We start from the raw sequence: 14202 nt of genomic DNA, 5'->3' as shown, positions 1-14202 counted from the left end.
TGGAGATACGAATATGCATATCGGTTTGCCTGACCAGGGCTGTTTTGTTTTGCGGGTCTGGAATCCAGCGGTTTCAGGGCCTTCGGTTTGCCACTTGCGCGACGGATGCATTGTCGATGTGACCTCGCGTGAAGTGGCAACAGTACGCGACCTGCTTGAGCAGGACGATCCGGCGGGCTGGATCAAGTCTGCCTCAGGCGAAGCAGTTTGCACGCTGGGCGAGCTCGAGGAGAGTTCCGTCGAACGGCCTGATCCTAAATTACCCTATTTTCTGGCGCCCTGCGATCTGCAGCCAGTTAAAGCATGTGGCGTGACCTTTGTATCCTCAATGTTGGAGCGGGTGATTGAAGAGCAGGCACTCGGTGATCCTACCAAGGCCAAGGTGATCCGCGGGCGCTGCGAGACTATTTTAGGCGATAGCCTGACCGGGATTGTTCCCGGGTCAGACCAAGCAATTCAATTGAAGAACGCGCTTCTCGCCGAGGAAGCCTGGTCGCAATACCTTGAAGTCGGAATTGGCCCGGATGCAGAAGTTTTCTCCAAGGCTCAAGCGCTGTCTTCGGTTGGCTGGGGTGCAAGCGTCGGCCTGCATCCAATGTCGCGCTGGAATAACCCGGAACCGGAGGTGGTTCTGGCGATAAACAGCCGGGGTGAGGTCAAGGGTGCCACGCTCGGCAACGACGTGAACCTTCGCGATGTCGAAGGCCGCTCGGCGCTGCTGCTTGGAAAGGCAAAAGACAACAATGCTGCCAGCTCGGTAGGACCTGCCATTCGCCTCTTTGATGGAACCTATTCGATCGCGGATGTGCGTAAAGCGGAACTTGATTTGCGGGTTACCGGGGAGGATGGCTTTGTGATGGACGGTCACAGCACAATGGCCGAGATCAGCCGCGACCCGCTTGACCTGGTTGGGCAGGCTTATGGTGCGCACCACCAGTATCCCGATGGTTTCATGCTGATGATGGGAACCCTTTTCGCTCCAACCCAGGACCGTGATCACCCCGGGGGTGGTTTCACGCACAAAATGGGCGACGTCGTGACCATTTCAAACTCTGATCTGGGTGCTTTGGTCAATACCGTGCGCCTTTCTACCGAATGCCCGCCCTGGGACTTCGCAGCCTCGCATCTGATGCGCAATTTGGCCCGCCGTGGCCTGCTCTGAACGGAGACACTCATGCTAAACGGAAAACATCTGATTGCCGGCGAATGGCTAGGCAGCGCCAGCACTTTTTCATCACAGCCTGCTCACGGCTCCGCCCATAACTTTGCTGTCGGAACGGTGGATCTTGTCGGACGTGCCTGTGAGGCGGCTGAAGAGGCTTTCTGGTCCTATGGCTACTCTGGCGTGGAAAAACGTGCTGCGTTCCTGCACCGGATTGCAGATGAAATTGACGCCCTTGGAGATGAAATCACTGAGATCGGAAGCCAGGAGACAGGTTTGCCCGAGGCTCGCTTGACCGGTGAGCGCGGTCGGACTGTCGGCCAGCTGCGCTTGTTCGCAGAGCATATCCTGAAAGGCGATTATCTGGACCGTCGCCATGACAGCGCCTTGCCTGACCGGCAGCCGCTGCCGCGGCCTGAGCTGTATATGGTTCAGCGGCCCATTGGCCCGGTTGCGGTCTTTGGTGCTTCGAATTTTCCACTGGCCTTCTCGACCGCAGGGGGTGACACCGCAGCAGCATTGGCCGCAGGCTGCCCCGTAGTGGTCAAAGGCCACTCAGCGCACCCGGGAACGGGGGAGCTGGTGGCTCAAGCCATCGACAAGGCCGTGAAGGCGATGGATCTGCACCCTGGCGTGTTCAACCTGATCCAAGGAGACAAGCGGAACGTAGGAGCTGCGCTGGTTCAGCATCCATTGGTTAGGGCGGTTGGCTTTACCGGTTCGCTGGGTGGCGGGCGGGCCCTGTTCGATCTGTGCGCATCCCGCGAAGAGCCTATCCCGTTCTTTGGCGAACTTGGCTCAGTCAATCCGATGTTCCTGCTGCCACGATCTCTCTCCTCCCGTGCTGAGGCAATGGGCGAGGGCTGGTCCGGCTCCTTGACTATGGGAGCCGGCCAGTTCTGCACCAATCCAGGGATTGCCGTCGTGCAGTCGGGCGCAGATGCCGAACGTTTTGTTGCGGCAGCTACCAAGGCATTGGAGCAGGTTGGCGCGCAGACAATGCTGACTGACGGGATCGCCGCAGCCTATCGCGATGGGCGCGACCGGATCCGCGCCAATTCCAGCGTGCAGGGAATCCTCACCACCACCTGCGTCCTGCGCAATGCAACGCCGTACCTTTTCCGCGTCACTGCGCGTGAGTGGTTGGCAAATGATGCGTTGGCCGAGGAAGTCTTCGGTCCGCTGGGCCTGGTTGTCGAAGCAGAAGATGCGGCCGAAATGACTGCTGTTGCGAAGGGACTTAAAGGGCAGCTGACCTGCACCGTCCATATGAGTGAAGACGACACCGCCCAGGCGCAGGCCTTGATGCCAATCCTTGAGCGCAAGGCGGGGCGAGTTTTGGTCAACGGCTTTCCGACCGGCGTCGAAGTATCTGACACGATGGTCCATGGCGGCCCCTATCCGGCCTCGACAAATTTTGGTGCGACCTCGGTGGGTACTCTGTCGATCCGACGTTTCCTTCGGCCTGTATGCTTTCAAAACATGCCAGAGGCACTGCTGCCTCAAGATCTGAAATGAACGTCCAAGGATAATATTATGGCTAAAATGTACAAAGGCATCTGGCCGGTTGCCCCGACCCCTTTTCATGACGATGGAACACTCGACCTTGAGGGTATGAAGCGCGTGCTCGACTTCATGATCGATGCGGGCGTCGATGGCATCTGCATCCTTGCGAATTACTCCGAGCAGTTTGTGCTGTCTGATGAAGAGCGCGAAGTGCTGACTCGATTGTCGCTGGAACATGTGGCGCACCGGGTGCCGGTGATCGTGACTGTCAGCCACTTCGCAACCCAGATTGCGGTGGAGCGCGCGCGTCTCGCGAAATCGCTTGGCGCCAGCATGGTGATGCTGATGCCCCCCTATCACGGGACAACGCTGCGGGGGACGCCGGAGCAAATTTTTCAGCAGTTTGAAGCGGTCGGCGAGGTGGGCATCCCGATCATGGTGCAGGATGCGCCGATGGCCGGCAATGATCTGACTGTGCCGCTTCTGGTCAGGATGGCCCGCGAAATCGAGATGGTGAAGCTCTTTAAGATCGAGTGCATTCCGGCAACCGGTAAGCTGCGCGAGCTTATTGCTGCAGGCGGTGACGCGATTCAAGGCCCCTTCGACGGTGAAGAAGGTATCACATTGATGGCCGACTTGGATGCCGGAGCTACTGGCACCATGACCTCTGCCACAATTCCCGACAAGATCAAGCCCATTCTGGCTTTGCACGCCGAAGGCAACCGCGAAGGTGCATCCGAAGTCTACCGTCAGGTGCTGCCGGTGATCAACTTCGAAAACCGCCAGTGCCTTTGGCGCGCCTCAAAGGCCGCGATGATGGAGGGGGGGGTGATCAATTCCGACTGCTGCCGCCACCCGATTGCACCGTTGCATCCTGAGACCCTTGCGGGGCTCTTGGATATTCTTCGGCCGATTGATCCGCTCGTCCTGTCCTGGGGCAAGTGAAGTAAGACTGGGCGGTTGCATCGTTGAACCAAAAACATAGGCCGCAACTGCCCCGCTCGGCCAACTATGGCATGATGAGAACAGTTCTTGGATTGGTGCCTTGCGGGAGGAGCCGGTGATTTTCACGTTCGCGACATAGGCCGCTCCCACATTCTTCTCAACCCAACGAGACCGTATACTGCACTTGGTCGAAATCAATACGATAGAACGCGACATACTTTAACGATGTGAGCTAACGCTATCAGTCAGGATCAATTCTGTCGGGACGAGAGTGAGTTTAGTTGGCGCTGTCGGATCCGAGATACGGCTTAGCAGATGTTGAATGACAACTCTCCCCATCTCTTGCAGATCAATGCTTGTCGTACTCAGCGGCGGATTGGTGTGTTGCAACTCATCGATCCCCTCGTTCGCGATCAACGAGAAATCTTCTCCGATTTTTTTTCCCAACCTCTGCAAACCGGCTTTCAGTCCAAGGGTGACGATAGCATTATATCCGATGGCAGCAGTCGGCGGATCTTCGACATCCAGAATTCTCGCCGCTGCTTCGTATCCCTGAGCACGAACAGGGCGGCATTCGAAAACAAGCGCACGATCGAACTCTTGACCCGCTTCGTCAAATGCTTGCCTGATGCCTTTCATGCGACGGTTAAATGGGGAAATATTGACTGTGCCGCCAACAGCGGCAATGCGTCTGTGACCAAGGTTAAGCAGATGTTTTGCCGCCGTGTAACCCGCAAGTGTCTCATCAGCCACGACTGAATCGATGGGATAGCCACTGATCTCTCGCGAGACACACACTATTGGGGGGCTGAATTTCTTCATCTCTTCCAGGTCGGTCGCCTGAGTTCCAATCGCAGGAACCAGGACGATGCCATCTGCATTGTACTCAGACATTTTCCTGATGAATTCGGATTGTCTCTCCACTTTTTCATCCGTATTGCACAGGAAGACCGTTTTTCCTACTTTGGCAAGTTCACCTTCAATCGCTCCCAGAATCTCGCTGAAGGACGGGTCGGACACGTTGTTAAGCACGATACCCACCGTGTCAGTCTTTGACTTCCTCAATCCTGCCGCGGAACGCTGATAGACATAGCCAGATTCGCGCAGCGCTTCTTTGACCCTGGCGCGCGTCTGGTCCGAGATTCGGCTGTTTTCCTTCATCGCCAAAGAAACAGTTGCAGTGGAAAGTCCTAACTGTTTTGCGATTTGACTAAGGGTCGGCTTCTGCATTCTTATTATTTTTCCTATGGTTATGGTTGCCTAGGGTAGTAATTTCCAACGTTCTTTCGGGCAAGTTGCCCATGAGAAGTCAGAGTTAATCGATTTAATTTGATTTGTAAAAGTTAATCGATTAACTTTGCGTGACTCCCATGCAGAACTACCCAAGCATTCGGAGCCAAACGAATTCACAACAGGGATACGAACATGAAACTCAAAAAATATGCATTCGGTATAATCTCGGGGCTGGCGTTGTCAGGCCTACTTGCAACAACAGCCCTTGCCGACACGGTCAGGCTGAAATTGGCCGGGACCTATCCAGTCAACCACTTCGGCCACGAGATTGTCGAAAACATGATCAAAGAGATTGAAGACGCAGACGTAGGCGTGAAAATCTCCTATTTCCCGGCCTCACAGTTGGGATCCGGCGAAGAACTGATCGAGGATGCCCAACGCGGCAATATCGACCTTGTACAAGCGTTCATCTACGCTCAGGCCGATCCTCGGCTGGAAGTCATGAACCTGCCAGGGTTGGTGACGACTTTTGACGAATTGAAAGCGGTCTACGGCAACCCGGACTCCAAGTTTAACCAGATCCTGGCCGGGATCATGGACGACCTGGGGCTGGTCTATCTTGCCAATACCGGTGAAGGGTTGGTCGGTATTGTCGCGAACGAAAAACCTACCGATTATGCCGGTTTCGGTGATAAGGGCGTGAACATCCGCGTCTGGAGTTCAGAGGTCGCCAAAAAGACCACCGAAAGCCTCGGGTATCGGACGACAACGATGAACTGGGCGGAGGTTCTGCCAGCGCTTCAATCTGGCGTCATCGACGGAGCGATCTGCTGTACGCCGGAATGGGCCTATTCGACCTTCGCGGCCGCCGGCGTGGGGAAATACTTTATTCCCGTGAACACGGCTATCGAAGCGTCATCATTCTATGCCAGTGGCAAGTCCTGGGAGAAGTTGAACCAGGAACAGCGCGACGTTATCCGGGCTGCCGCCGAGAGAGCCGCCAACGTTGCGATCAACACATCCTGGGACCGCAATCAAGGCTTCGTCGAAAAGCTGAAGGAAGCTGGCTGGGAAATTCTTGAGTACAGCCCTGAAGAGCGCGCTGCGATGGTTGCCCACATCCAGGAAAAAGTCTGGCCGGAACTGGCGGACTTGGTTGGGCAGGACCTTATCGACGAGCTGACCGCCAAGTAACCAAGATTTTCTTTGGTTGCTCATTAATTGGGGATGCCGTGATTGTCTGGCATCCCCCTCTTAACGGGGAGTGAACTTTCGATGGTACTATTTGAAGATGCATTGCCACCCGGTCTGAGCCGGTTCGTTCGGCTGATGGTTCGGATAAAGTCAGTCCTGGTCGCGGTCGCGCTTCCGATACTGCCGATAACGTTCTTCTTTGTCGTGTTGTTCCGGTACATTCTGGAACGCGATCTTTTTGCCTACGAAGAATGGCTCATGCCGATCTGCTTCTGGGTCTTCTTTCTGGGCAGTGCGCTTGGCACTTACTACGACAAGCAGATCAACGCTGATCTTCTTGATACAGTCACCGAAAATTCAACACTGCTGTGGCTTCGCAAGCTCGTGATCCAGATCATCGAGCTGTCCATAACGCTGGTACTTGTTTACTGGGCCTGGCTGATGATTGCGGATGAGATCGCGGCATATCCTGAATGGAAAACCACCATCGCCCTGAAGATTCCGTTTATTGTTCCACGCTTTGGAATTTTCGTGGGGTTCGTGTTTATGGCGTTCTACAGCGCCTTGTCGATCTTCCTGATGCTGCGAGTGGGCCCCGATCGATATGCCGAGGCCATGGAGAATGCGCGACGGGCAGAGCCCGATGAAGAGGAGGTTGTGACATGGTAATCCTCATCGCCATAATCCTTATCTGCGTCCTGCTGGCAATCGGCGTCTCGGTTCCATTGGCCTTTGGCGGTGTGCTGATCCTTCTGGCCTATACCGGAGGGTACGATGTCTCTGGGTTCTTCGCGACGGGCCACTGGAAGATGAATTCAGTTATCCTGCTGGCCATTCCTCTTTTCATCATGGCTGGCGATATTATGCAGCGGGGCAAAATTGCAAAGCCGATTGTCGAGATTGCAGAGCTTATGTTCGGCCATCTCCGCGGCGGGCTAACTGCTGCCTCGGTCGTGGCCAGTGCGATGTTCGGCGCAATCTCGGGCAGCGGTGCCGCCACATTGACCTGCATCGGCTCGATCATCATGCCGCATCTGCGCAAGGCACGGTATCCCGCAGGCATTTCCGGCGCATTGGTAATCAGTGCGAGTCCTCTAGGCCTATTGATTCCGCCAAGCGGCGCACAGTTGCTCTATGCTTGGGTCGGTCAGTTGAACGTTCTTGAGTGTTTCCTCGCAACGGTCGTACCAGGACTGATCCTTATGACCCTGTTGATCATCGTGAATTTCGTGATCCTTCGGAAGGATACCGAGATTCTGGTTACCGAAGTTCCGGAACGTTTCTTCCGTGCACTTGCTGGTAAGACAGCCATCGCAACACCGGCGATCCTGATGCCACTGATCATTCTGGGCGGCATTTATGGTGGCATCATGACGCCCACCGAAGCCGCTGGCGTCGCCGTAATTTATGCCATTCCGGTGGGCTTCTTCGTCTACCGCGGCCTGACACTCAAAACCTTCTATGAAAGTATGAAACACTCGGCGATCACGATCGGCGTGGTCATGGTCATGATCTTCACAGTCTTAATCGCCAGTCGCTTCCTGATTTTCGAAGATATTCCCGGTCTCGCCGAGGATCTGATCTATTCCATTTCAGATAACCCAATAATGATTTTCCTGATGCTCAATCTGGTCATGCTTCTGATTGGTATGCTGATGGACGATATCAGCGGAATCATCCTGAGCGCATCGCTTCTGCTACCCATCGCTGTTGGAGCTGGAATGGATCCAATCCACTTTGCCGCCGTTCTTGGTGTCAATCTTGGCATGGGCAACATCACGCCGCCAACGGCACCGCTTCTGTATCTCGGATCGCAAGTGACAGACGTGCCTGTCCGACAACTGATCTGGCCGACACTGATTTTCATCGTGTTTGCTTGGCTGCCAACTTTGCTGATCACCACATTTATCCCTGGGATCGCTCTTTGGTTGCCGAACATGTTCTTCGGCTCCTAGCAACACGAAAACACCAGCCAGAATAGAAAGAAGTTGGTATGCAAAACTCTGTTCCTTCAAACCGGGCGACGGTTGTCGTTGCTGAAATTCTGGCTCCGAAAGCCAATTTTGATTTCGCTGCCCACGCTCATATCACGGACAAGTCGTGATGGCGGACGCGCTCATAATCGGCGGTGGGCTGATTGGCATCACAACGGCCCACCGATTGGCCAAACGCGGCTGCTCGGTCGTGCTGGTGGAGGCCAACGAGGATGTCGGTCTTGGTGCCAACTTTGCAAACGGTGCGATGCTGGTGCCTTCACAAACTATGCCATGGAATTCGCCAGGGATATTGTCCACGCTTTTGAGGTCAATCGTGACACAAAATTCCGCAGTGCGGATCAAGCCGAAAGCTATCCCGTCCCTGTTCAAATGGGGCCTGCAATTTCTCAAGAACTCAAAGCCGCATCTGCACGAACTCCATACCCGCCGATTGCTCGAACTGGCGCTCTTTTCCATGGATGTCTTTGAGGAATACTACAAAGGATACGCAGACCAATTCGAAGCCAAAAAATGTGGCACCATCAAAATCTACCGCGACCAACCAGGTCTGGAAGCCCAGATCAGATCCAATCGTCACCTCAGTGAGGTTGGGCTAGATTGGGAGGCACTAACGCCTGATCAAACTGTTGAGGCTGAGCCGCACCTTCAAGCGCTGGCCCCGCAGCTGGCAGGCGGAATTCGTTTTTCCGCTGATGTGGTGGCGGAATCGCGAAAATTCTGTCAAATCCTCCGCGATGACCTCGTCGCTTCCGGTCAGATAATACATGTTAGTTGCCAAGCCAATGAACTGCTGATGTCAGGCGAAAAGGTCATCGGCGCGCGTACAACAATCGGAGATATTCGGGCGAAGAATACCATTCTGGCCCTTGGGGCCAATACAAGAAAATTGGCTGCAAACGACGCAAGATCAATCTTGGTGCGCCCCGTGAAAGGGTACTCGGTCACATACGATACAACCGGCGTCAACGACCTGCCTTCGTATCCCGTTATCGACGAAGGGATGCATGTCGGGATTGTTCCAATAAATGGCAAATTGCGCGCTGTTGGAATTGCCGAGTTCGCCGGGCATGACGACACTCTAAGCCCCAAAATAATCCGGCAACTCGATCGCCTGACCAAATCCGTTTACCCCAACCTTGCGCAGACGCTTGACGGCTGCAAGCGCGAGCCGTGGACTGGATTCCGCCCGATGAGTGCTGACGGTTTGCCCTATATCGGCGAAGCATCCAGCAAGGGGCTTTGGGTCAATACCGGGCACGGCCATCTGGGTTGGACCCTCGCCACCGGGTCGGCAGAGTTGCTTGCTGACCTCATCATGGGCAAGCCAACAGCCTTGGACGCATCCAGCTATGCAGTAACTCGATCACACTAGACAGAAGATAAACCTAATGGAAGACAAGGTCATGAAAATAAAAGATATTCGCCTCACACGGCTCTTTTCCAAGTTCAAGACGCCCTATGTCTGGGCCATGGGCAAGAATCTTGGTCAAACAACAATCCTGATTGAGGTCGAAACGGATGCGGGCGTCGTCGGCTACGGCGAAACCGCCCCGACGATGACGTCCCCAGAGGCGATCCATGCGCTCTTACTAACCGCTAAAACGGTCCTGATAGGGCAGCCCATCACTCAGATCACCGATTTGATGAAACAGCTCTTTACGCAAAATTTTGGACATCACTATGCCAGCCAATCTCATCCAAGAATAGGCAATTTTGCGTTTGCAGGTGTTGAATTGGCCCTTTGGGATGCACTTGGCAAATCGTTGGATCTGCCGGTTCATGCCCTGTTGGGTGGGAAGATCCATGACACGGTGAGTTTCATGGGGTTTGTCCAGGGAGACAGTACGGAAGAGGTTGCAGCACATGCCGGTCAGTTGGCGTCGGACGGCTTTGAAGTGATTTACCTCAAGGCCGGATACACCAACGATAAAGATATGGCCAATGTCGAAGCTGTCAGAAAGGCAATTGGCAACAAGCGACTTCGGATCGACCCGAATGAGGCCTGGGACTTGATGGAGGCCCAGGTGATGATCAATAAGCTCGCCAAGTATGATCTCGAGATGGTTGAACAGCCGGTGTCGGCGATTGCCGGCGTTCCGGCATTGAAGGCATTGAAACAATCCTGCTCAGTCCCAATTGCCGCCGACCAGTCCGTGTACACACTAGAGGAGGCTCACTCGATGTGCTCCAGCGGTGCGGCAAGCCTGCTGACTGTGGGTCTGCACGAAACTGGAGGTATTCTTGGGTTCCGCCGCGTCGCTGCGATAGCTCAGGTATTCGACATCAACGTGTGTATTCACGGTGTTTGGGAGACCGGAATTACCACCTGCGCCTCGATACAAGCTGCGTCGGGTGTTCCGAATTTGGATGATGGCAATCAGATCATGTGGCAACTCCTGCAAGAGGACATCGTCGAAAGCCCGGATCTGGCGCCAAATGTCGGGAAAATTCCGGTCATGTCCGCCCCTGGTCTTGGATTTACCCTGAACGAGGACGCCGTTGGTCGGGCCGCAGAAGCCTACGACAAGAAGAATGGTTTGGAGGTAACATGATAGCATTGCAAGACAATTCATCTGCGGTCGTATCGCCCGGCATTTATCCAATGCTCTATGCGTTCTTTGACGATCGCGGTGTATTGCGCCAGGATCCGTTTCGGCGTCAGGTGGATGCGGCTTTGGGCACCCAGGCTGCCGGAGTTGCGATTCTGGGGCTGGGTACGGAGGTCTCGAAGCTGACATTCGATGAGCGCATCGAGGTCCTTGAAGTCGTCGCGGAGCGCATTGAAGGACGCAAACCGCTCTTGGCGACCGTCTATGGCGATACGATCACCGAGCAGATTGAGTTTTCGAAGCGAGCAATTCAAAGCGGCGTGTCGGCACTGATGCTCCAGCCTCCCTCGCAGAAAATGGACGATGCAAAGCTGGCGGGCTTTTTCTCCGAGATTATCTCGGCGGTCGATTGCCCGGTTGGGATTCAGAACGCGCCGGAGTTCCTTGGCTTCGGACTAAGTAACCAGAGCTTGATCGCGCTTGCGAATGACCACGAAAATTTCACCATCGCGAAACTGGAATGCAACGCCGTCAATCTTGAGTCTGTCGCGTCAGAGCTCGGGGATAGCGTGATGCTTTTCAATGGTCGGTGCGGACTGGAATTACCTGACAACCTGCGCGCGGGTGCCAGTGGGCTGATCCCGGCGATTGATACGGTAGATAAGACCAGCGAAATTTTCGCTGAATTCACTGCTGGGACCGAAGAGCGGGCCGATAAGCTATATGCCGATCTATTGCCGGTTCTCTGCTTTATCATGCAGGGAATTCCACATTTCCTGACCTATGGAAAGATGCTGGCCGCAGCGCGTTTGGGAATTGAGCTTGGCGGCAGCCGAGAACCCTCATTGCCAGCGACTGATTTCGGCGCAGCATGCATCCGCCGGTTCTCGAAACACTTGGGACCGTTGAATTGAGATATTCCGCAACATCACCCGCCATAAACAATGGCCCAGACACCAAAAGAAGAAAGTCATGAATAATACTGCGCTACAAAATTCGATTTCGTTCCGTGCCCGGCTGAGGAGGCTTTTCTAATGACCGTCGTAAACCTATCGCTGAGTGAGATACATGATCTCGCACTAGAAGCATTCACCCAAAATGGATGCGACCCTCAAAACGCCGGGGCCCTGACCCGGACGGTTGTTGCTGCTGAGCGAGACGGGTCTCATTCCCACGGCTTGTTCAGGGTGCCCGGATATGTGGCATCCCTACGTAGTGGGAAGGTCAACGGCGCCGCCGATCCGCAGATTTCCAACAAATCACCTGTAATTGTTAACGCGAATGGCGACGATGGGTATGCCCCCTTGGCAATCGAGCGAGGTATTCCAGCGCTGGCGAAAGCAGCGAGTGAGTTCGGTATCGCAGTAATGACTCTTACCCACACGCATCATTTTGCTGCCCTTTGGCCAGAAGTTGAGGCATTGGCCGAACAAAATTTGGCAGGGATGGCTTGTGTAAGTTATATGCCAAATGTCGCACCACATGGTTCAAACAAGCCTTTATTTGGTACCAATCCGCTCGCTTTTGCCTGGCCACGGAAAAACAAACCACCATTTGTATTCGACATGGCAACCTCCGCAATGGCAGGCGGCGATGTTGCAATTGCCGCAAGAGATGGCCATTCGGTCCCCCTTGGAACCGGATTGGATGAGAATGGCAATGAAACCACCGATCCGGCAGCAATCTTGAAAGGCGTTTTGCTTCCCTTCGGAGGGCACAAGGGTTCTGCTATTGCAACGATGGTTGAACTCTTGGCGGCTGGTGCGACCGGTGAACGGTTTAGCTATGAAGCGCAAGATGCCGACAACGGTGATGGTGGCCCTCCCCGTGGGGGAGAGTTTTTCCTGGCATTTTCGCCATCACTACTGGCCGGTGAAGGTTGGGAGGGCCATTGCGAAGAGTTTTTCGAAAAATACGAGGCAATTCCGGGATCTCGTCTGCCGGGCGCAAGGCGCCACAACAACCGCAATGATACAACCAACCGTGCCATAGATGCGAAACTTGTCGCCACCATTCAAGAGCTTTGTAGTCGTCCCGATTCGTGAATCAGGCACAAGATCGCCATTTGGTTGCCTGAGTTGTCTTTTGGAGGGTGTCGCATTTGATCGCGTTTACCCGCCCGATACGCAAGTATCGGGCACGCGTCCGCCCACCCGGGCGAACGCCCAGCACTGTAAGTGATACTTGAACTGCGACTCCTATTGGCGTTGAAGGTGATTGACGAATTGGAAGTTAATCGATTAACTTATGAGCATTAAGCGTTCCAGAACATGGGATTCGGCATTGCCCACATCAGCGTTGAAACTGGCCGGTTCCACGAACTGGGTGCCAAATGGGCACCCATGCCATAAAGGAAAAGAATGCCATGAGGTACTCAGGGCTAAGAGTCATTAGAGAGGCCTTGAATGGCCAAAAAGGTTGGAAGCCTGCTTGGCGCAATCCGGAACCCAAACCCAATTACGACATCATTGTCATTGGCGGCGGAGGCCACGGGTTGGCGACTGCACATTACCTAGCGACGAAATATGGTGAGAAAAGCATCGCAGTGGTCGAAAAAGGCTGGATTGGGTCCGGCAATGCCGGGCGTAACACGACAATTGTGCGTGGTGACTACACTTTGCCTCCAAATACCCGCTTCTACGATCACAGTGTTGGCCTGTGGGAAAAGATGGAGCGGGAGTTGAACTTCAATGTCATGCACTCACAGCGTGGCTTGTTGTTCGTGCACCACAACGACTCAGAGAGGGACGACCACTATCGCAAAACCAACATCATGCGGATGCAAGGCACAGATGGCGAGATTTTGGGGCCTGAGCAGGTGCGCAAGATGTACCCCTCGATGAATTTCGACGGACGTTTCCCTATCACGGGTGCCTATCTTCACCGGCGCGGTGGCACCGCCCGCCATGACGCTGTGGTCTGGGGATATGCGCGGTCGGCCGACAGGCGCGGAGTAGATATCCTTCAGAATTGCGAAGTTATGGGGTTCCGGATTGAGCAAGGTAAGGTCCTGGGGATTGAGACAACCCGCGGGTTCATCGGCGCAAGGAAGGTTGGTGTCTCGGTAGCTGGAAATACCAGCCGAGTGATGGACATGGCGGGCATTCGTACCCCAATCGAAAGCCATGTTCTTCAGGCTTTCGTGTCTGAAGGGCTCAAGCCCATCATTCCCGGCCAAGTCAATTATGGCGCAGGTCACTTCTATATTTCGCAGTCGGACAAAGGCGGCCTGGTTATGGGAGGCGACCTGGATCAGTACAATTCCTGCGCCCAGCGGGGCAACCTGCCGGTCTTTGAATCGGTGATTGAAGCCGCTGTGACCTTGTTCCCAATGCTGTCGCGCGCTCGTCTTTTGCGGGCATGGGGCGGTTTGCAGGATATGTCCATGGATGGCCATGCGGTGATCGACGAAACGCCGATCAAGGGTCTCTATTTGAACGGCGGCTGGTGCTACGGCGGATTCAAAGCAACACCCGCAGCCGGCGAATGCTTTGCTCATCTTCTAAGCACAGAACAGCCGCATGAACTTGCCAAGCCCTATCGTCTTGACCGGTTCCGGACCGGCTACCTGCTTGATGAAAAGGGCCAAGGCCCGAACCCGAACCGGCAGTAAGGA

At 54.6% G+C, this 14202-nt stretch carries 12 protein-coding genes; 11 read left to right on the top strand and 1 reads right to left on the bottom strand.

Features of this window, described 5'->3' with window-relative positions; all coding sequences use genetic code 11:
- The first annotated feature begins 13 nt into the window (after nucleotides 1–13).
- Genes CLV88_RS05025 through CLV88_RS05015 form a run of 3 tightly spaced genes read left to right on the top strand, consistent with a single transcriptional unit; the run spans nucleotide 14 to nucleotide 3613 of the window.
- Nucleotides 14–1162: a fumarylacetoacetate hydrolase family protein gene (locus tag CLV88_RS05025; RefSeq protein ID WP_106607286.1), complete on the top strand. Its 1149-nt coding sequence runs from the start codon at nucleotides 14–16 to the stop codon at nucleotides 1160–1162.
- Nucleotides 1163–1174: 12 nt separating this feature from the next.
- Nucleotides 1175–2680: an aldehyde dehydrogenase (NADP(+)) gene (locus CLV88_RS05020; protein WP_106607285.1), complete on the top strand. Its 1506-nt coding sequence runs from the start codon at nucleotides 1175–1177 to the stop codon at nucleotides 2678–2680.
- A gap of 18 nt (nucleotides 2681–2698) precedes the next feature.
- Nucleotides 2699–3613 carry a dihydrodipicolinate synthase family protein gene (locus CLV88_RS05015; protein ID WP_106607284.1) on the top strand — a complete coding sequence of 305 codons (915 nt, stop codon included), beginning with the start codon at nucleotides 2699–2701 and terminating at the stop codon, nucleotides 3611–3613.
- A 219-nt stretch (nucleotides 3614–3832) separates the two neighbouring features.
- On the opposite strand, the gene CLV88_RS05010 is transcribed toward CLV88_RS05015, so the two are convergent.
- Nucleotides 3833–4843 carry a LacI family DNA-binding transcriptional regulator gene (locus CLV88_RS05010; protein WP_106607283.1) on the bottom strand — a complete coding sequence of 337 codons (1011 nt, stop codon included), beginning with the start codon at nucleotides 4841–4843 and terminating at the stop codon, nucleotides 3833–3835.
- Between the two features lie 195 nt (nucleotides 4844–5038).
- On the opposite strand from CLV88_RS05010, the gene dctP reads away from it, so the two are divergent.
- The 8 genes from dctP (at nucleotide 5039) to CLV88_RS04970 (ending at nucleotide 14199) form a co-directional block, all read left to right on the top strand.
- Nucleotides 5039–6040 carry a TRAP transporter substrate-binding protein DctP gene (gene dctP, locus CLV88_RS05005; protein WP_106607282.1) on the top strand — a complete coding sequence of 334 codons (1002 nt, stop codon included), beginning with the start codon at nucleotides 5039–5041 and terminating at the stop codon, nucleotides 6038–6040.
- An 81-nt stretch (nucleotides 6041–6121) separates the two neighbouring features.
- Nucleotides 6122–6709 (top strand): TRAP transporter small permease, encoded by a 588-nt coding sequence (locus tag CLV88_RS05000; protein ID WP_106607281.1) that lies wholly within the window; start codon nucleotides 6122–6124, stop codon nucleotides 6707–6709.
- Nucleotides 6703–7995: a TRAP transporter large permease gene (locus tag CLV88_RS04995; RefSeq protein ID WP_106607280.1), complete on the top strand. Its 1293-nt coding sequence runs from the start codon at nucleotides 6703–6705 to the stop codon at nucleotides 7993–7995. Before CLV88_RS05000 ends, CLV88_RS04995 begins: the two co-directional genes overlap by 7 nt.
- Nucleotides 7996–8143: 148 nt before the next feature.
- The gene (locus CLV88_RS04990) at nucleotides 8144–9409 is read left to right on the top strand and encodes an FAD-dependent oxidoreductase (RefSeq protein WP_106607279.1); all 1266 of its coding nucleotides are present in this window, start codon (nucleotides 8144–8146) and stop codon (nucleotides 9407–9409) included.
- A gap of 31 nt (nucleotides 9410–9440) precedes the next feature.
- A complete protein-coding gene (locus tag CLV88_RS04985) occupies nucleotides 9441–10589 on the top strand; it encodes a mandelate racemase/muconate lactonizing enzyme family protein (protein ID WP_165798812.1) in 1149 nt (382 codons plus the stop codon).
- Nucleotides 10586–11500 (top strand): dihydrodipicolinate synthase family protein, encoded by a 915-nt coding sequence (locus tag CLV88_RS04980; RefSeq protein WP_106607277.1) that lies wholly within the window; start codon nucleotides 10586–10588, stop codon nucleotides 11498–11500. Before CLV88_RS04985 ends, CLV88_RS04980 begins: the two co-directional genes overlap by 4 nt.
- Nucleotides 11501–11620: 120 nt before the next feature.
- Entirely contained in the window at nucleotides 11621–12631 is a 1011-nt protein-coding gene (locus CLV88_RS04975; RefSeq protein ID WP_106607276.1) for an Ldh family oxidoreductase, read from the top strand.
- A gap of 320 nt (nucleotides 12632–12951) precedes the next feature.
- The gene (locus CLV88_RS04970) at nucleotides 12952–14199 is read left to right on the top strand and encodes a sarcosine oxidase subunit beta family protein (protein WP_106607585.1); all 1248 of its coding nucleotides are present in this window, start codon (nucleotides 12952–12954) and stop codon (nucleotides 14197–14199) included.
- The last annotated feature ends 3 nt before the right edge of the window (nucleotides 14200–14202 follow it).

It is taken from the genome of Shimia abyssi, from assembly GCF_003014475.1.
GTDB classification, from domain to species: domain Bacteria; phylum Pseudomonadota; class Alphaproteobacteria; order Rhodobacterales; family Rhodobacteraceae; genus Shimia; species Shimia abyssi.
The sequence above is the reverse complement of the archived record's forward strand: the minus strand, read 5'-3'. Positions and strand labels throughout refer to the sequence as shown.